This window comes from Micromonospora saelicesensis (assembly GCF_900091575.1).
GTDB classification, from domain to species: Bacteria; Actinomycetota; Actinomycetes; order Mycobacteriales; family Micromonosporaceae; genus Micromonospora; species Micromonospora saelicesensis.
On sequence record NZ_FMCR01000008.1, the window covers coordinates 172,557 to 190,288 of the forward strand.

22 protein-coding genes are annotated in these 17,732 nt (G+C 73.2%); 19 read left to right on the forward strand and 3 right to left on the reverse strand.

Annotated features, from left to right (window positions below):
* Positions 1-5 precede the first annotated feature (5 nt).
* The 7 genes from GA0070561_RS29205 (at position 6) to GA0070561_RS29235 (ending at position 7,515) form a co-directional block, all read left to right on the forward strand.
* Positions 6-1,505, forward strand: coding sequence for a potassium/proton antiporter (locus GA0070561_RS29205; RefSeq protein WP_091407721.1), 1,500 nt, complete (start codon positions 6-8; stop codon positions 1,503-1,505).
* 225 nt (positions 1,506-1,730) lie between these two features.
* Entirely contained in the window at positions 1,731-2,150 is a 420-nt protein-coding gene (locus GA0070561_RS29210; protein WP_091407724.1) for a TraR/DksA family transcriptional regulator, read from the forward strand.
* 64 nt (positions 2,151-2,214) lie between these two features.
* Positions 2,215-2,832, forward strand: coding sequence for a signal peptidase II (gene lspA / locus GA0070561_RS29215; protein ID WP_091407727.1), 618 nt, complete (start codon positions 2,215-2,217; stop codon positions 2,830-2,832).
* Positions 2,829-3,773, forward strand: coding sequence for an RluA family pseudouridine synthase (locus GA0070561_RS29220; protein ID WP_091407730.1), 945 nt, complete (start codon positions 2,829-2,831; stop codon positions 3,771-3,773). The genes lspA and GA0070561_RS29220 overlap by 4 nt, the downstream gene beginning before the upstream one ends.
* A 42-nt stretch (positions 3,774-3,815) precedes the next feature.
* Positions 3,816-4,847 carry a hypothetical protein gene (locus GA0070561_RS29225; RefSeq protein WP_091407732.1) on the forward strand — a complete coding sequence of 344 codons (1,032 nt, stop codon included), beginning with the start codon at positions 3,816-3,818 and terminating at the stop codon, positions 4,845-4,847.
* A 74-nt stretch (positions 4,848-4,921) separates the two neighbouring features.
* Positions 4,922-6,628 carry a MinD/ParA family ATP-binding protein gene (locus GA0070561_RS29230; RefSeq protein WP_091407735.1) on the forward strand — a complete coding sequence of 569 codons (1,707 nt, stop codon included), beginning with the start codon at positions 4,922-4,924 and terminating at the stop codon, positions 6,626-6,628.
* A gap of 56 nt (positions 6,629-6,684) precedes the next feature.
* The gene (locus tag GA0070561_RS29235; protein WP_091407737.1) at positions 6,685-7,515 is read left to right on the forward strand and encodes a DUF2567 domain-containing protein; all 831 of its coding nucleotides are present in this window, start codon (positions 6,685-6,687) and stop codon (positions 7,513-7,515) included.
* Here GA0070561_RS29235 and GA0070561_RS29240 read toward each other — a convergent pair.
* Positions 7,430-8,137 carry an LON peptidase substrate-binding domain-containing protein gene (locus tag GA0070561_RS29240; RefSeq protein ID WP_091407740.1) on the reverse strand — a complete coding sequence of 236 codons (708 nt, stop codon included), beginning with the start codon at positions 8,135-8,137 and terminating at the stop codon, positions 7,430-7,432. The two genes, GA0070561_RS29235 and GA0070561_RS29240, sit on opposite strands and share 86 nt — an antisense overlap.
* A 106-nt stretch (positions 8,138-8,243) precedes the next feature.
* Between GA0070561_RS29240 and hisD the strand changes: the two genes are divergently transcribed.
* The 12 genes from hisD (at position 8,244) to hisF (ending at position 16,454) form a co-directional block, all read left to right on the forward strand.
* Positions 8,244-9,566: a histidinol dehydrogenase gene (gene hisD / locus GA0070561_RS29245; RefSeq protein ID WP_091407743.1), complete on the forward strand. Its 1,323-nt coding sequence runs from the start codon at positions 8,244-8,246 to the stop codon at positions 9,564-9,566.
* On the forward strand, positions 9,563-10,636 hold the full coding sequence (locus tag GA0070561_RS29250; RefSeq protein ID WP_091407745.1) for a histidinol-phosphate transaminase: 1,074 nt from the start codon (positions 9,563-9,565) through the stop codon (positions 10,634-10,636). Before hisD ends, GA0070561_RS29250 begins: the two co-directional genes overlap by 4 nt.
* Entirely contained in the window at positions 10,633-11,244 is a 612-nt protein-coding gene (gene hisB, locus GA0070561_RS29255) for an imidazoleglycerol-phosphate dehydratase HisB (RefSeq protein WP_030334475.1), read from the forward strand. Before GA0070561_RS29250 ends, hisB begins: the two co-directional genes overlap by 4 nt.
* 58 nt (positions 11,245-11,302) lie before the next feature.
* A complete protein-coding gene (locus tag GA0070561_RS33825; protein WP_167362522.1) occupies positions 11,303-11,473 on the forward strand; it encodes a hypothetical protein in 171 nt (56 codons plus the stop codon).
* A 13-nt stretch (positions 11,474-11,486) separates the two neighbouring features.
* Entirely contained in the window at positions 11,487-12,119 is a 633-nt protein-coding gene (gene hisH / locus GA0070561_RS29260) for an imidazole glycerol phosphate synthase subunit HisH (RefSeq protein ID WP_091407748.1), read from the forward strand.
* 36 nt (positions 12,120-12,155) lie between these two features.
* Positions 12,156-12,479, forward strand: a complete 324-nt coding sequence (locus GA0070561_RS29265; RefSeq protein ID WP_091407752.1) for a hypothetical protein — start codon at positions 12,156-12,158, stop codon at positions 12,477-12,479.
* A gap of 14 nt (positions 12,480-12,493) precedes the next feature.
* A complete protein-coding gene (gene priA / locus GA0070561_RS29270) occupies positions 12,494-13,219 on the forward strand; it encodes a bifunctional 1-(5-phosphoribosyl)-5-((5-phosphoribosylamino)methylideneamino)imidazole-4-carboxamide isomerase/phosphoribosylanthranilate isomerase PriA (protein WP_091407754.1) in 726 nt (241 codons plus the stop codon).
* Entirely contained in the window at positions 13,216-13,605 is a 390-nt protein-coding gene (locus GA0070561_RS29275) for a RidA family protein (protein WP_091407756.1), read from the forward strand. Before priA ends, GA0070561_RS29275 begins: the two co-directional genes overlap by 4 nt.
* An 81-nt stretch (positions 13,606-13,686) precedes the next feature.
* Positions 13,687-14,133: a MarR family winged helix-turn-helix transcriptional regulator gene (locus tag GA0070561_RS29280; RefSeq protein WP_091407758.1), complete on the forward strand. Its 447-nt coding sequence runs from the start codon at positions 13,687-13,689 to the stop codon at positions 14,131-14,133.
* A gap of 5 nt (positions 14,134-14,138) precedes the next feature.
* Complete coding sequence (locus tag GA0070561_RS29285; protein ID WP_091408072.1) at positions 14,139-14,570, forward strand: organic hydroperoxide resistance protein; 432 nt, start codon at positions 14,139-14,141, stop codon at positions 14,568-14,570.
* A gap of 47 nt (positions 14,571-14,617) precedes the next feature.
* Complete coding sequence (locus GA0070561_RS29290; protein WP_091407761.1) at positions 14,618-15,613, forward strand: NADP-dependent oxidoreductase; 996 nt, start codon at positions 14,618-14,620, stop codon at positions 15,611-15,613.
* Between the two features lie 73 nt (positions 15,614-15,686).
* The gene (hisF, locus tag GA0070561_RS29295) at positions 15,687-16,454 is read left to right on the forward strand and encodes an imidazole glycerol phosphate synthase subunit HisF (RefSeq protein WP_091407763.1); all 768 of its coding nucleotides are present in this window, start codon (positions 15,687-15,689) and stop codon (positions 16,452-16,454) included.
* 5 nt (positions 16,455-16,459) lie between these two features.
* Here hisF and GA0070561_RS29300 read toward each other — a convergent pair whose 3' ends face one another.
* Positions 16,460-16,921: a hypothetical protein gene (locus GA0070561_RS29300; RefSeq protein WP_091407765.1), complete on the reverse strand. Its 462-nt coding sequence runs from the start codon at positions 16,919-16,921 to the stop codon at positions 16,460-16,462.
* 101 nt (positions 16,922-17,022) lie between these two features.
* Positions 17,023-17,694 carry a membrane protein YczE gene (gene yczE / locus GA0070561_RS29305; protein WP_244166479.1) on the reverse strand — a complete coding sequence of 224 codons (672 nt, stop codon included), beginning with the start codon at positions 17,692-17,694 and terminating at the stop codon, positions 17,023-17,025.
* Positions 17,695-17,732: the final 38 nt, after the last annotated feature.

Sequence of the window (17,732 nt, forward strand, 5' to 3'; positions counted from 1 at the left end):
CAGCCGTGACGCCCGGGTTGGATATCGCGCTGCTGCTCGGTGCGGCCGTGCTGCTGGTCGCTGTCGGCGCGGTGCGACTCTCCACCCGGCTGGGTGTGCCCAGCCTCCTGGTCTACCTGGCTCTGGGTGTGGCGATCGGCGAGAATGGGCTGGGCATCCGTTTCGACGACGTCGAACTGACCCGGACCCTCGGCTTCTGTGCGCTGATCGTGATCATCGCGGAGGGCGGCCTCACCGCCCGGTGGACCACGCTGCGCCCGGTGCTCGGGCTGGCCTCCGCGCTCTCCACGGTCGGTGTGATCGTCAGCATCGTGGTGGTCGGCGTGGCCGTGCACCTGCTGCTGGGGCTGGACTGGCGGTTGGCGCTGCTCTACGGCGCGGTGCTCTCGTCCACCGACGCGGCCGCCGTCTTCGCCACCCTGCGCCGACTGCGGTTGCCGCCCCGGCTGGTGGCGACCTTGGAGGCCGAGTCGGGGATGAACGACGCCCCGGTGGTGCTGCTGGTGGTGCTGCTGTCCCACCAGGGTTTTGCGCACCCGTGGTGGTACGAGGTCGCGCTGGTCTGTTACGAGTTGGGCGTCGGTGTGGCGGTGGGCGTGGTCGCGGGCGTCGCCGGCACCTGGGCGTTGCGCCGGGCGGCGCTGCCCTCGGCCGGGCTCTACCCGATCGCCGCGGTCGGCATCACCGTGCTGGCGTACGCCGCGGGGGCCGTTCTGCACGCGTCGGGCTTCCTCGCCGTCTATGTGGCCGGGGTGTTGCTGGGTAACGCCCGCCTGTCGCACCGGCAGGCGATTCTCGGTTTCGCGGACGGGCTGGCCTGGCTCGCCCAGATCGGGTTGTTCGTGCTGCTCGGGTTGCTGGCCTCGCCGGGCCGGCTGGACGCGGCGGTGCTGCCCGCGGTGGTCGCCGGGCTGGCCCTGGTGCTTCTGGCCCGACCGTTGTCGGTGGCCGTCTCGGCGTTGCCGTTCCGGGTCGGCCTCCGGGAACAGGCGTTCCTGTCCTGGGCCGGGCTGCGCGGGGCGGTGCCGATCGTGCTGGCCACCATTCCGCTCTCCGAGCGGGTGCCCGGCGCGGAGCGGCTCTTCGACGTGGTCTTCGTGCTGGTGGTGATCTTCACGCTGGTGCAGACCGGGACGCTGGGGCCGTTCGCCCGCCGGTTGCGGGTGACCGCGCCGGCCGAGGCCGCCGAGATCCACGTGGAGACCGCGCCGCTGGAGCGGATGCGGGCGGACCTGCTCCAGGTGGAGGTGCCACCGGGCTCACGACTGGCCGGCGTGCACGTCGACGAACTGCGCCTTCCGCCGGGAGCGTCGGTGACCCTGGTGCTGCGCGACGGCGTGGGCTTCGTGCCCGCACCGGACACCCGGTTGAAGACCGGCGACAGTCTGCTGATCGTGGCGACCGCCGGGGTGCGGGACGCGGCGGAACGGCGGTTGCGGGCGGTCAGTCGGCGGGGTCGTCTGGCCCGATGGTTTGGTGAGTACGGGGATGAGGTGCCCAATTGATCTGCTAGCGTTCCCTTTGCCCCAGTTAGGCAGGGCTAGGGGCTGTTAGACGGTGCGACGGTGCGGCACGTTGTCGGACGCCTGTACGTTCCGTATTCTTGCCAACCTCCGGAGTGCGCGGCCATCGTCGCCGTGCGCCCCTTTTCGTACATAGGGGACGCCCTGGCCGGCGCCCCCTGACCAGGCGCCGCGGACCGCGCGGTTCCCCGGCCGAGGGAGCGACCCATGGCGAAGCCATCCGACACCAGGACCGCCGGGCGCAAGCCGGTGGCGAAGGCCACCCGCAGCACGGCGGAGACCGAGAAGATCCGGGCGGCGCTGGCGGCGCGTCGGGACGAGCTTCGTGCCGAGTACGATCAGACGCTGAGTGAGATCACCGAGCTGCAGCGCGATCGGCTGACCGACTCGGCCGGGGACGACCAGGCCGACACGGGCACCAAGACGCTCGAGCGGGAGCAGGAGATCTCTCTCGCCAACAGCATTCTGGAACGGATCACGCAGGTGGAGCGCGCTCTGGAGCGCCTCGACGAGGGTGGTTACGGCTGGTGCGAGCGGTGCGGCAACCCGATCCCGGTCGAGCGCCTCGCCGCCTTCCCGTCGGCCACCCTGTGTGTGACGTGCAAGCAGCTGGAGGAGCGGCGCTGAGGTCCGTTCCCCGGCGGCGATGAGACGGTGAGCGATCACCGCCAAGACTGTCGATGGGGAGCGCATGACCGCAGTACCGTCCGCCGAACCCGGCCGCACCGATCCGGGCGGCGGCACCCGCCGGCCCCGGGCCGTCGCGATTCTCGCCGGAGTCGCCCTGGTGGCCCTGCTGGCCGACCTGGTCACCAAGCACCTCGCGCTGGCCGCGCTGACCGATCGGGAGCCGGTCCGGCTGCTCGGTGGGTTCGTCTACCTGAGCCTGACCCGCAACAGCGGCGCGGCCTGGAGCATCGGCTCGGACCACACCTGGGTCTTCCCACTGATCACCATCGGTGTGGTCGGCTGGATCGTCTGGATGGCACTGCGACTGCGCTCGCTGCCCTGGGCGATCTCGCTCGGCCTGGTGCTCGGTGGCGCGTTGGGCAACCTCGTCGACCGGATCTTCCGGGCGCCGTCCCCGTTCCACGGGCACGTGGTCGACATGATCAGCCTCTTCGACCCGTACGGTCAGGTCTGGCCGGTGTTCAACCTGGCCGACAGTTCGCTGGTCTGCGGCGTGCTGCTGGCCGTCCTGTTGGAGCTGACCGGCCGCCAGCGTGACGGCCGGCGGGCGGGACGCGACGGCGACCCGGCCACGACGGACGCCGCCGCGCCGGGCGCCGAGCAGCGGGAGCGGGCATGACCTCCGCGTTCGCCGCTGGCGGCGACCACCGTTCCCTCCCGGTTCCCGACGGCCTCGACGGCATGCGCCTGGACCAGGCCGTGTCCCGTCTGTTCGGGCTCTCCCGCACCGCCGCCGCGGCCCTGGTCGACGCCGGGGACGCGCTGGTCGACGGCTCCGCCCGGCCCAACTCGCACAAGGTCAAGGCCGGCTCCTGGCTGGACGTCACGCTGCCCGCCCCGGTCGCGCCGCCGACCGTGGTGCCGCAGGCGGTGCCCGGCCTGCGGGTCGTCTACGCCGACGACGACATCGTCGTGGTCGACAAGCCGGTCGGGGTGGCCGCGCACCCGAGCCCCGGATGGACCGGGCCGACGGTGATCGGCGCGCTCGCCGCGATCGGGCACCGCATCTCCACCAGCGGCGCCGCCGAGCGCCAGGGCGTGGTGCACCGGCTCGACGTGGGCACCACCGGGATCATGGTGGTGGCCAAGAGCGAGCAGGCGTACACGGCGTTGAAGCGGGCCTTCAAGTACCGCGAGGTCGACAAGGGCTACCACGCGGTGGTGCAGGGTCACCTGGACCCGTTGCGGGGCACCGTCGACGCGCCGATCGACAGGCACCCCACCCACGACTACCGCTGGGCGGTGGTCTCCGGCGGCAAGCCGAGCATCACCCACTACGACACCCTGGAGGCGTTCCCGGCGGCGAGCCTGGTCGACGTCCGGTTGGAGACCGGTCGGACCCACCAGATCCGGGTGCACTTCTCCACCCTGCGGCACCCCTGTGTGGGTGACCTCACCTACGGCGCCGATCCCACCCTCTCGGCCCGTCTCGGCCTGGCCCGACAGTGGCTGCACGCCCGCGAACTGAGCTTTTTGCACCCCCGAACGGGGGACGAGGTCCGGTTCGTCAGCGACTACCCTGACGACCTGGACCGTGCGCTTCAGATCCTGCGTGACTGAGCGGCGACCGCCCGACACCGTTCCACAGAGGGGATCCCGCCCGTGCGCGCCGGCAACCTGCTGCGGCAGCTGGACCAGCGGTTGCTGCCGCCGCTGACCCGGGCCGTGGCCCGGCTGGGCGACCGGTCGGCGCGCTCCGGCGTGCTCAGCTGGGCCGCGGTGCTCTCCGCGGCGGCGGTGTTGGGCACCGCCGTCTGGGCCGTCGACGACACTCCGGTCGGTGACCGGACGGTCGGCGAGGTGACCCGGGTCGGCGTTGCCGACGGTGACTCCGTCCCCGGCTACCTGCGGTCCGCCGCGGCCGACCTGGCCGCGCTGCCCGCGTCCGCCCCGGCCGCCGAGGACGGGACGTACGCGCTGGTCACGCTCGACGCGTACCTGCCTCCGCAGCGGCTGGCGACGGTGCTCGGCGACGTCGGGGTCTCGACCGTCTTCGGGCGGGTTCCGCTGCCCGGCCGGCAGACCGAGATCGTCAAGATCCCCGCGCTGCGGGTGCCCGACGACGTGGTCGCCGGAATGGAACAGGTGGCGGTCCGCAAGGAGACCGAGGCCGCCGACTACCGGGCCAGGGCCGCCGCGGTCGACGGCGACGGGGTGGGCGAGCGGGAGTTGCGGGAGCAGTACGCCAGCGGCGCCGAGGTGGCCGCCGCCGAGGCGGCCGCGTACCGCACCGGCTGCGCCTGCGTCTACGCGGCGGTGGTTCGCGCGACGCCGGTGGCGCTGCGCGATGTCGCGGCCCGGCCGGATGTACGGGCGGTCGACCCCGCCCCCGAGGTGTACCGGCTGGACCGGACGGTCTTCACGCCGCCCCTGCCCGAGCAGCGTGACGTGGTGCGCCCGCCGGTCGACACCGGGCCGAGCCCCGCACCGACCCGGTCCGAGCGGCCAGCGCCGGTGATCAGCGCACCGGCGCCGTCGCCCCCCGTGGGCGAATCGTCGGAACCTGCACCAGTCGTGACCATTCCGTCACCCGAACCGTCGAAGCCGGAGCCCACCGAGTCGGCGCCGCCGAGTGTCACCACCTCGCCGGACGCCACCCTCGCCGAGCCGTCGCCGCCATCGCCGTCGTCGTGATCTGCACCGGCTGGTGTGCGCTCTGAGGTGTGGTCCGAATAGGGTTGGGTTCGTAGCCTGTCAGACAGAGATCGATGGCGCTGGGAGGGCGGGCCGTGGAGGGCAGTGAGACCGGCTGGGGCCGGCCGGCCGAACCAGCGCCGCGGTGGCGCGCGCTGTTGGACCGTGCCCGGCTGGGCGGTCGCGGCGCGGAACAGACCGAGCCGGAGCGGCGCGGCGAGGAACCGCCGCCGGACCCGCTGCCACGGCGTGCGGCCCCCAACGGCTACGCCGGGCGGGCACCCGCCATCGGGCATCCGGCCGACCTGTCGTACGGCGCGGAGCCCGGTTACCGGGCCGAGGCGACCTACCGCGTCGACCCCGCGTACCGGGCCGAGCCCGCGTACCGGGCCGAGCCGGACTACCGGGCCGAGCCCGCGTACCGGGCCGAGCCGGCTTATCGGGCCGAGCCGGACTATCGAGCGGAGCCCGCGTACCGGACCGAGCAGCCGGACTACCGCGCTGAGCCCGGCTACCGGGCCGAGCCGGGCTACCGCACTGAGCCGGACTACCGCGCTGAGCCGGACTACCTCGCCACGCCCGGCTACCGGGCCGAGCCGGACTACCGGGCCGACCCGGGTTATCGGGCCGAGCCGGACTACCGGGCCGAACCGACGTACCGGGCCGAGCCCGAGCCGCCGGCACGCGGCCCCGACCCGGTCCCGTCGCGCTACGCGTTGCTGGACAACGGCTACCGACCGGGCGACCCGCCGGTGGAATCGCGCTACGCCCTGCTGGAGACCGGCTACCAACCGGAGACCGGCTACCCGGCCGCCGCGCCACCGGCCCCGCCGGTCGCCCCACCGCCCGCGCCGCCGGTCGCCGTGCCGGTCACGCCGCCCGTCCCGCCACCACCCGCCCCGGCGGTCGGCTCGGCGGTCGCCGAGCGTGCCTACCCGGCCCGGATCGAATGGCGGCCACCGGCCGTCGACCCGGAGCAGGAGCGCGCCAACGGGGTGCTCCAACGCGACCTGGGCACGCCCCGGGTGTTCGCCTTCGCCAACCCCAAGGGCGGGGTGCACAAGACGACCGCCACCGTGCTCGCCGCGGCGACGGTCGGCAGCGTCCGCGGCAAGGGCGTGCTGGCCTGGGACGACAACGAGCTGCGCGGCACCCTCGGCCTGCGCGCCGGCAGCGCCCGGCACGCCCGGACGATCCGGCACCTGATCAGCGACCTGGCCCACATCGAGATCCTGGAGGACGCGACCCTGCTGGACCGGCTGGACGACTACCTGCGGCACGCCTCCGACGGCTCGTACGACGTGCTGGCCGGCGAGGAGAGCCCGCGCTTCGCCCAGCGACTGGACCAGTTCACCGTCCGACGGGTGCTGGAGCTGCTGCGGCGCACCCACGACGTGGTCTGCGTGGACACCGGCAACAACGTGGAGAGCCCCAACTGGCGCACGGTGATGCAGGCCGCCGACCAGCTGGTGGTGACCACCGTGCCCCGCGAGGACGCGGCGTTCAGCGCGGACTGGATGCTCGACCTGCTGCACGAGGAGGGCATGGGCGAGTTGGCGGACAACGCGATCACCCTCATCTCCTGCCCGACCCCGGGTCGCTCGACGCTCCAGGACGACCTGGAGCGGCACTTCGCCACCCGTACCCGGGGCGTGGCCGTCGTGCCGTACGACCCGGCTCTGGAGACCGGGTCGTCGATCGAGTACCACCAGCTCCAGCCGGAGACCCGGCAGGCGTGGCTGCGGGCCGCGGCGATGATGGTGGAGCCGTTCGCCCGGTGAGCTGGTCTGCCGCCACCGGAGCCCCGGCCGCGCACCGGGCCTGAGAGGATCATCGGGTGAGCCCGGACAACCCCGACCGTGAGCGGCCCGTCGACGAGCCCGACCAATCCGCGCCACCCCGTACGCCGGACGCGAAACCGCCGGAGGTCGACCCGTCGGCCGGGACAGCGCCGGGCGAGTTCGGTCCGGGCCCACTGCCGCCCTCGGCGGCGTACCAGAGCTCGCTGGAGCTTCGGTTCGACGAACCGCGTCGTCCGCTGCGTGCCCTGGCGACGGTGCTGGGCGTCGTGCTCGCGCTGGCCGCGCTGGGTGTTCCGCTCGGGTTGCTCTGGGCCGCGCTCGCGCCGGACACCCCGGTGCTCAAGACCGCCGAGGGTGCGATCTACGCCGAGCCGCAACCGGAGCAGCCGATCGCCGCCGACGGCTGGTTCAGCCTGCTCGGGCTCGCCTTCGGGCTGCTCGTGGCGCTCGCCCTGTGGTTCGTGCTGCGTCGGCGGCGCGGCCCGGTCGGGTTGCTCGCCGCGGTGCTCGGCACCCTGGTCGCCGCGCCGGTGGCCTGGCAGGTGGGACGGCGGATCGGTCTGGCCACCTTCGACCGGCTGCTGGCGACCGCCCCGGCCGGGCAGGCCTTCAGCAAACCCGCCGACCTGCGGGCCGGCGGAGTGGACTGGCTGCTCGGCGTGCTGCCGGTGCCGCACGGCAACCTGCTGCTGCCGGCGTTCGGGGCCGCGGTCATGTACACCCTGCTGGCCGGCTGGTCGCGGTGGCCGGGGCTACGCCCGGAGCCCGAGCCGGGGGAGTTCAGTTGGGTGTCGGCGGGGACGCCAGCTCCGACAGCGGCACCGGAACCGCCCGCACCTGACGCAGCAGAGCCGCCTCGCGGTTGAGCAACCGCAGCTCGGCGCGCAGCCGGGAGGCGGTGTCGTCGATCGCCAGCAGCCGTTGCCGGTCGTCGACGGTGAGCGCCGCTGTCGCCGCCACCAGGTGCGAGAGCACGGTCGGGTCCTCCGGCAACTGCTCGGAGATCTCCTCCGGGTCGGACCGGATCAGGCCGAGGTACTGCCGGAACACCGCGATCACTCGGGCGGCCAGCAGATCGGCCACCTCGTCCGGGCCGCCCGGGTCGGGCAGCCACTCGACATCGGCGGTCAGGTAGGGCTCGGCGCTGTCGTCGACCTCGGCGATGCGGAACCGGCGGCGGCCGACAGTGACGATGTCGAAACCACCGTCGGCCAACTCGGTCACCTGGCGCAGCTCGGCGGTGCAGCCCACCTCGTGCAGCGTCACCTCGCCGACGCTCGACGTGGCCGGGGCACCGGCGGGACCGGCGGGCGCGACCTCCCAGCCGGCCTGGATGGCCACCACGCCGAACTCGCGCGGGGCACCCTCGGGCAGGCCGACCAGGTGCCGGACCAGCGCCCGGTAGCGCTCCTCGAAGATGTGCAGCGGCAGCACCAACCCGGGAAAGAGCACCGTTGCGAGCGGGAACACCGGCAGCCGTGCGGTCACATGGTCGAGCCTAACCAATCTCGGCACCGGGGGCGTGGCCCGGCTCACCGTCCCGGCGGACGGGCGGCTCGGGTGGACGTCGGCCCGGCCGCCTAGACTCGCAAGGGTGCTGAATCGGATCGACCTGCGCGACGGTCTCGGTGACCCGCGCCGTCTGCTGCCCCGTGCCCAGCTCGACGTGTCCGTCGCCGTCGAGCGCATCCGGCCCCTGGTGGAGGCGGTCCGTGAGCATGGGTACCCAGCGATCCAGGAGGCGAGCGTTCGGTTCGACGGCATCTCCCCGGAGGTGCTGCGGGTGCCGGTCGAGGCGATCACCGAGGCGGAGGGGGTGCTCGACCCGGCGGTGCGTGCCGCGCTGCTGGAGTCCATCGCCCGGGCCCGTCGGGTGCACGCCGACCAGCGGCGCACCGACCACACCACGAAGGTGGTGCCCGGCGGCACTGTCACCGAGCGGTGGCTGCCGGTCGACCGGGTCGGCCTCTACGTGCCCGGTGGCCTGGCGATGTACCCGTCGACAGTGGTGATGAACGTGGTGCCCGCCCAGGCGGCCGGGGTGCGCTCGCTGGTGGTGGTCAGCCCGCCGCAGAAGGACAACGGCGGCCTGCCCGATCCCCGGGTGCTCGCCGCGTGCGCACTGCTCGGCGTCGACGAGGTCTACGCCGTGGGCGGGGCCCAGGCGGTGGCGATGCTGGCGTACGGCGCTGCGGTGGACCCGGCGGGTGAGCTGCGGTGCGACCCCGTCGACCTGATCACCGGCCCCGGCAACATCTGGGTGACCGCGGCCAAGCGGCTGCTGCGTGGCGTGGTCGGCATCGACGCCGAGGCCGGGCCGACCGAGATCGCCATCCTGGCCGACGACACCGCCGACCCGGCGCACGTGGCCGCCGACCTGATCAGTCAGGCCGAGCACGACCCGCTCGCCGCGAGCGTGCTGGTCACCCCGTCGGTGGCGCTGGTCGAGGCGGTCGAGGCGGAGTTGGCCCGGCAGGTGCCGGCGACCAAGCACACCGAGCGGGTCACCACGGCGCTGACCGGTGAGCAGAGCGGCGTGGTCCTGGTCGACGACCTCGAGGCGGGGCTGCGGGTGGTCGACGCGTACGCGGCCGAGCACCTGGAGATCCAGACGGTGGACGCCCGGGAGTGGGCGCTGCGGGTCCGCAATGCCGGAGCGATCTTCGTGGGCGCCTGGTCGCCGGTGTCGCTCGGCGACTACTGCGCCGGCTCCAACCACGTGCTGCCCACCGGCGGCTGCGCCCGGCACTCCTCCGGCCTGTCCGTGCAGTCGTTCCTGCGCGGCGTGCACCTGATCGAATACACCGAGGCCGCGCTGCGCGAGGTGGCCCCGCACGTGGTCACCCTGGCCAACGTGGAGGACCTGCCCGCGCACGGCCAGGCGGTCCAGGCCCGTTTCCCGGGAGGGCAAACGTGACCAGCCTGGACGATCTGCCGATCCGGGCCGACCTGCGGGGGCTGTCGCCGTACGGGGCGCCGCAGTTGGACGTGCCGGTGCGGCTCAACACCAACGAGAATTCCCACCCGGTGCCGGAGCCGGTGGTCGAGGCGATCGGCAAGGCGCTCGCGGCCGAGCTGCGCGAGCTGAACCGCTACCCGGACCGGGACGCGGTGGCGCTCCGCGCCGACCTGGCCGAATATCTGGGGCACGGGCTCACCGTCGAGCAGGTGTGGGCGGCCAACGGCTCCAACGAGATCCAGCAGCAGCTGCTCCAGGCGTTCGGCGGGCCGGGGCGCACCGCGCTCGGCTTCGTTCCGGCGTACTCGATGCACCCGCTGCTGGCCCTCGGCACCAGCACCCGGTGGGTGCCCGCCGCCCGCGGCGTGGACTTCGGGTTGACCGCCGAGGAGGCGGTCGCCCAGGTCCGCGAGCACCGGCCGGACGTGGTCTTCCTCTGCTCGCCGAACAACCCCACCGGTACGGCACTGGACCCGGCGGTGATCGCCGCGGTGCTCGACGTCGCGCCCGGCATGGTGGTCGTCGACGAGGCGTACGCCGAGTTCGCCCGACCCGGGACGGTCAGTGCCCTCGCGGTGCTGCCCGGCCACCCACGGCTGGTGGTCACCCGGACGATGAGCAAGGCGTTCGGCTTCGCCGGTGGCCGGCTGGGTTACCTGGCCGCCGACGCGGCGGTGGTGCGGGCGGTGCAGCTCGTCCGTTTGCCGTACCATCTCTCCGCGCTCACCCAGGCCGCCGCACGCGCGGCGGTGGCCCACCGCGACGCCCTTCTCGGTACGGTGAGCGCGATCATGGCGCAGCGGGACCGGATCGTGGCGACGCTGCGCGAGCGGGGGTTGCGGGTCGCCGACAGCGACGCCAACTTCGTGCTCTTCGAGGTGGGCGGCGACCAGACCGTCGTCTGGAACGCCCTGCTGGCGCAGGGGGTGCTGGTCCGTGACGTCGGCCTGCCCGGCTGGCTGCGGGTGACCGCCGGCACCGCCGCCGAGACCGACGCCTTCCTTTCTGCAATGGAGACTTCGCAATGAGTCGGACCGCCCGGGTGGAACGGATCACCAAGGAGACCAAGGTCCTCGTCGAGATCGATCTCGACGGCACCGGTGCCGCCGAGATCAGCACCGGCGTCGGCTTCTACGACCACATGCTGCACCAGATCGCCCGGCACGGCGGCTTCGACCTGACCGTGCGCACCGTGGGTGACCTGGAGATCGACGCGCACCACACGATCGAGGACACCGCGCTCGCCCTGGGTGCGGCGTTCGACCAGGCACTGGGCGACAAGGCCGGCATCCGGCGGTACGGCTCGGCGACCGTGCCGATGGACGAGGTGCTGGTCCGGGCCGCTGTGGACCTCTCCGGTCGGCCGTACGTGGTGCACGACGAGCCGGTGCTCGCCCCCTACATCGGGCCGGTGTACGCGACCAGCATGACCCGGCACATCTGGGAGTCCTTCGGCCAGGCAGCCCGGGTCACGCTGCACGTCGACGTGCTGCGGGCGGCCCGGCCGGGTGGTCACCCGGACGCGCACCACGTGGTGGAGGCGCAGTTCAAGGCGGTCTCCCGCGCGTTGCGCGAGGCCACCTCGATCGACCCGCGTTCCGCCGGAGCGATCCCGAGCACGAAGGGCGCGCTCTGATGAGCGCGAGGAGTGCAGCGAAGCGGAGCCCCGCAGTCGCGAATGGAAGGCGGGTCTGATGGGTGCCGCGTTGCCGACGTTGCTGCTGATTCTGGCCGGGGTGCTGGTGGGCGGCACCTGGTCGCTCTACCGGCAGGGCGCGCCGAAGGCCGCCGTGCTGATCACCGCGGCGCTCGCGGTGCTCGCCACGGTCGCCGGGGTGCTGCGGCTGCTGCCGGAGAACGGGTGATCGGGGTGACGACATGAGTGACGTGGTGGTGCTCGACTACGGCTCGGGCAACCTGCGCTCGGCGGAGCGGGCGCTGGCCGCCGCCGGAGCGGACGTCCGGGTGACCGACGACCTGGCCGCGGCGGCTGCCGCCGATGGTCTGGTGGTGCCGGGTGTGGGCGCGTACGCGGCGTGCATGGCGGGGATCGAGGCGCTGGGCGCCGGCCCGGTGATCGCCGAACGGGTGGCTGCTGGCCGGCCGGTGCTCGGCATCTGCGTGGGCATGCAGGTGCTCTTCGAGCACGGTGACGAGCACGGAGTGGTGACCAAGGGGCTGGGGCTGCTGCCCGGCGGGGTGACCCGGCTGGCCGCCAACCGGTTGCCGCACATGGGCTGGAACACGGTCCGGGCTCCGCGGGAGTCGGTGCTGTTCGCCGGGTTGACGGAGCAGAGCCGGTTCTACTTCGTCCACTCGTACGCGATGGGCGACCCGGCGGCGCTGGCCGCTGCCGGTGCCACGGTGACCACCGCCCACCACGACACGGATTTCGTCGCGGCGGTGGAGCGTGGCTCGTTGTCGGCGGCCCAGTTCCACCCGGAGAAGTCCGCCGACACCGGTGCCGCGCTGCTGCGCAACTGGCTCGCCACGTTGCCCAGCGGTGACTGAGCGGCGTCGCGCGGTGCCCGAGCGGCGGGCGTCGCGGTGAGCCGGGAGCGCGCCCGCCGGCGGGCGGAGCGGGAGGCGGAGCAGGCCCGGGAGCGGGCGGTCCGGCAGCGCCAGGTCGCCCGGCGGCAGCGCCGTCGCGCGGTGGTCCGCAGCTTGACGCCGCGGCTGCGGCGGGGTCGCTCCGGGCGGCTGGCCCGGCACACTCGGGGTGAGCGGGCCGCGATCGTGCTGCTCACCGGCGCGGCGTTGATCCTGATCTGGACGTTCGTCGACAACCTGGCGTTGCGTATCGCGCTGATCGTGCTCTTGCTGCTCGTACTGCCGGCGATCGTGGTGATCGCCCTGGACCGTCGTACCTGATCGAGGAGAAGACCTTGAGCCTCACCCTGTTACCCGCCGTGGATGTCGCTGACGGCCGGGCTGTCCGGCTCGTTCAGGGCGCCGTCGGAAGCGAGAGCATCTACGGCGACCCGTTGGACGCGGCGCTGGCCTGGCAGCAGGACGGCGCGGAGTGGATCCACCTGGTCGACCTGGACGCGGCGTTCGGCCGGGGCACCAACGCGCACCTGCTCGCGGAGGTGGTGCGCCAGTTGGACGTGAAGGTGGAGCTCTCCGGGGGCATTCGTGATGACGAGTCCCTGCGCGCGGCGCTGGGCACCGGAGCGGCCCGGGTGAACATCGGGACCGCCGCCCTGGAGGACCCGGTGTGGTGCGACCGGGTGGTCGCGGAGTACGGCGACCGGGTGGCCATCGGGCTGGACGTGCGGGGTCACACCCTGTCGGCGCGGGGTTGGACCCGCGACGGCGGTGACCTGTACGAGGTGCTGGAGCGACTGGACAAGGCGGGCGCGAGCCGGTACGTGGTCACCGACATCACCAAGGATGGCACGATGCGCGGGCCGAACCTGGATCTGCTGCGCGAGGTGTGTGCCCGTACGGACCGGCCGGTGATCGCCTCGGGTGGGGTGTCCACCCTGGACGACCTGCGGGCGTTGGCGACCCTGGAGTCGGCCGGGGTGGAGGGCGTGATCGCCGGCAAGGCGCTCTACGCGGGTGCCTTCACGGTGGCCGAGGCGCTGCGGACGCTGGCCGAGGCGTGACGACGACCCGGCTGGGGTCGGGCGGCCCGTGGGAGCAGCGCTACGGGTACTCCCGGGTGGTCCGGGCCGGTGAGCGGGCCTGGACGGCCGGTTGCACGGCGACGGTGGACGGCCGGGTGGTGCACGTCGGTGACGCGGCCGCGCAGACCGCGCAGGCGCTGCGGATCGGGCTGGCCGCGCTGGCCGAGGTGGGTGCGGAGCCGAGCGATGTGGTCCGGACCAGGATGTACGTGACGGACCGGCTGCACGCCGACGAGGTGGGCCGGGCGCACAACGCGGTCTTCGGCGCGGTCCGGCCGGCGGCCACCCTGGTGGTGGTGGCCGGTCTGCTGGACCCGGAGCACCTGGTCGAGGTGGAGTTGGAGGCGTACCTCGGCGATCGCTGAGGTACCCGCCCAGGCGGCCTGCCGGGCCGTCCTGCGGCCCGATAAGTTGTGCACAACTTAATTGTGGGCTACGGTTCAGCGGTGACCGATGACCTGGTGCTGCGCCGGCAGGTGTGCTTCGCGCTCTACGCCGCGTCGCGCGCACTGACCGACGTCTACCGGCCGATCCTCGACGAGGTCGGGTTGACCTACCCGCAGTACCTGGCGCTGCTGGTGCTCTGGGAGCGTCCCGACGACGCCCCCACGGTGTCCGAGTTGGGCGCCGAGCTGCGACTGGACTCCGGCACGCTCTCCCCGCTGCTCAAGCGACTGGAGGGGGCGGGCCTGGTGGTGCGGCGGCGGTCGGCCCGCGACGAGCGGCGGGTCGAGGTGGGCCTCACCGAGCAGGGCCGGGCGCTGCGCGAGCGGGTCTGCGATGTCCCGCTGCGGATCGCGCAGGCCACCGGGCTGGGCTTCGACGAGCTGGTCGCGCTGCGCGACACCCTCACCCGGGTCACCGACACCATCCACCGACAGAAGGAGCAGTGACCACCATGCAGGTTGTCTACACCGCGTCCGCGACCGCCACCGGCGACGGCCGGGACGGCCACGTCGAGACCTCCGACGGCACGTTCGCACTCGACCTGGCCGTGCCGAAGGAGATGGGCGGCACCGGTGGCGCGGCCAACCCCGAGCAGCTCTTCGCCGCCGGTTACGCGGCCTGCTTCCACAGCGCGCTGCGGCTGGTGGCCCGCCGGGCCAAGGCCGACGTGACCGGCTCCGTGGTCGGCGCCGAGGTGGGCATCGGCCCGAACGGCAGCGGCGGCTTCGGGCTCACCGTGCAGCTCGTCGTCGACCTGCCCGCCGCGCCCCGCGAGGTCGCCGAGCAGATCGTCGAGCAGGCCCACCAGGTCTGCCCGTACTCCAACGCCACCCGTGGCAACGTCGACGTCACCCTGACCGTCCGCGAGACCCTGTCCGCGTGACCTCGCGGCCCCAGGCCCCCATCCGCGGACGAGAGGACGACCACCCCGTGACCAGCAACCGTGAGATCCACCTGGCCAGCCGCCCTCAGGGCTGGCCCACCGAAGACACCTTCCGGCTCGTCGAGACCGAGGTCCCGAAGCCCGGACCGGGCCAGATCGTGGTCCGCAACCAGTACATGTCCGTCGACCCGTACATGCGCGGACGGATGAACGACGTCAAGTCGTACGTGCCGCCGTTCGCGCTCGACGCGCCGCTCGACGGTGCCGCGATCGGTGAGGTGGTGGCCAGCGAGGCGGCCGACATCGCCGTCGGGACCACCGTCCTGCACGGGCTGGGCTGGCGGGAGTACGCGCTGCTCGACGCCGCCGCGGCCCGCCCCGTCGACCCGAACATCGCCCCGGTCAGCGCGTACCTGAGCGTGCTCGGCATGACCGGGTTGACCGCGTACGCCGGTCTGCTGGAGGTGGCCGCGATGAAGCCCGGCGAGACGGTCTTCGTCTCCGCCGCGGCCGGCGCGGTGGGCAGCCTGGTCGGCCAGATCGCCAAGCTCAAGGGTGCCGGCCGGGTGATCGGCAGTGCCGGCTCGCCGGCCAAGGTCGAGCGGCTGCGGGCGCTGGGCTTCGACGCCGCCTTCGACTATCACGACGGGGTCCGCGAGTCGCTGCGGGCGGCCGCCCCGGACGGCGTCGACGTCTACTTCGACAACGTCGGGGGTGACCACCTGGAGGCCGCGATCTTGGCCATGAACCTGCACGGCCGGGCGGCCATCTGCGGCATGATCTCGCAGTACAACGCCACCGAGCCCCCGGCCGCCCCGCGCAACCTGGCGCTGGTCATCGGCAAGCGGCTCACCCTGCGCGGCTTCCTGGTCAACGACCACAACGACGTGCGGGCGGCGTTCGTGCGCGACGTCTCGGGCTGGCTGCGCGACGGCACGCTGTCCTACGACGAGACGATCGTGGACGGCATCGAGAACGCCCCGGAGGCGTTCATCGGCGTGCTGCGCGGCGACAACCTCGGCAAGATGCTCGTCAAGGTGTGACCCAGGCCTCTCTCACGGCGGTCGACCCGATCGGGTCGACCGCCGTGCCGCGTGCGGAGGATAGGCTCGCGGCATGACGGTGGCGGTACGGGTGATCCCCTGTCTGGACGTGGACGCCGGGCGGGTGGTCAAGGGGGTCAACTTCCTCGACCTGCGTGACGCCGGCGATCCGGTGGAACTGGCCGCCGCGTACGACCGGGCCGGCGCGGACGAGTTGACCTTCCTCGACGTCACGGCGTCCTCCAGCGACCGGGGCACCATGCTCGACGTGGTGCGCCGCACCGCCGAGTCGGTGTTCATCCCACTGACCGTCGGCGGTGGGGTCCGGCAGGTCGCCGACGTGGACACGCTGCTGCGCGCCGGTGCGGACAAGGTCGGCGTGAACACCGCCGCCATCGCCCGTCCAGAGCTGATCGCCGAGATCGCCGACCGGTTCGGCCGGCAGGTGCTCGTGCTCTCCCTCGATGTGCGGCGCGCGCCGAACGGCGGCACGCCCAGCGGCTTCGAGGTCACCACCCACGGGGGTCGGCGTGGCACCGGCATCGACGCCGTGTGGTGGGCGCACCGGGGCGCCGAGTTGGGCGCGGGGGAGATCCTGCTCAACTCGATGGACGCCGACGGCACCAAGGCGGGCTTCGACCTGGAGCTGATCGCCGCAGTGCGCGCGGTGGTGGACGTGCCGGTGGTGGCCAGTGGTGGCGCCGGCGAGGTGGCCCACTTTCCGCCCGCGATCGGCGCCGGCGCGGACGCGGTGCTCGCCGCCAGCGTCTTCCACTTCGGCGAGCTGACCGTCGCCGAGGTCAAGGACGCGCTGCGCCTCGGCGGCCATCCGGTGCGCTGAGCCGCTCAGCGCTCGCCGGAGTGCCCCTCCGGTGACCGACGTGGGGTGGGAATCGAACGGACCGCGTACTCCTGGACGGCGGCCGCGTGGTCGGCCTCGTCCAGGATCCAGTCCGCGCTGCCGGGCGCGTGCCGGCGGGTCAACACTCCCTGCACAGTGTCCACCATGGTCGCCACACCCGCGCGCGGGCGGGTACGCCACAGCTGCTCACCCTCGGCGGTGATCCGGAACCAGCCGTCGGCGACGCTGACCAGCCCGGCGCCGACCAACCGCTGGACCGCGGCCTCCACCTCGTGTCGCTGCGGAATCGCGTGGTTGAGGTGATCGGCGGTGGAGAGCACGTCGGTCAGGCGGACACCCTCCGGCCGCCGGCTTGTCGCCGACCGACGGTGCCGTCCGGCACCGCTCGCGATGACGAGCGACACGAAGATCCAGGCGTCGTTCCAGCGCCAACCGTTCTCCCCCATGCAGAGATGATGACGGCGCGCGTGGCGGAAGGGAACACCCACCCGCCAACCGGTGCCCAGCGCCACCGCCACGTACCGGTTCGCGGACGGTCGGTGAGGGTTCAGCCGGTCGGGGTGGCCGGCGCGGCGTTGCCCGCCGGGGGCGCGGCGCTGTCCGGCGCGGTGCCCTCCGGCACGGCGAACAGTGGGATGAAGAACTGGGCCAACGGGCCGATGGCCAGCGCGTACGCGACGGTGCCCACGCCGACCTTGCCGCCGAGCCACCAGCCCAGGGCCAGCACGGTGACCTCGATGACGGTGCGCACGAGCCGGATCGACCGGCCGGGCCGGCGGGCCACGTAGCCGGTCATCAGACCGTCGCGGGGGCCGGGCCCCAACTGGGCGCCGAGGTAGAGAGCGGTGGCGGCGCCGTTGGCGACGATGCCGGTGACCAGCATCGCGATCTGGACGCTGAGCGGGCCACCCGCGGGTAGCAGGGCCAGGGTGGCGTCCACGACCAGGCCGATCACCACGACGTTGCTGACCGTGCCGAGGCCGGGCCGCTGCCGCAGCGGGATCCAGAGCAGCAGGACCAGCGCGCCGACGCCGATGGTGACAGTGCCGAAGGAGAGCCCGGTCAGCTCGGAGAGCCCCTGGTGGAACACGTCCCACGGGTCGAGGCCCAGTTGGGAGCGGATCATCAGGGCCATGCTGACGCCGTAGAGCGTGAGCCCGAGGTAGAGCTGGACCAACCGTCGAACCGGCCGGTGCCGCAGATTGCCAAGCAGTGCCATGCATGCCACCCTAGGTGCCAATCCTCGTCGAGGAAGAA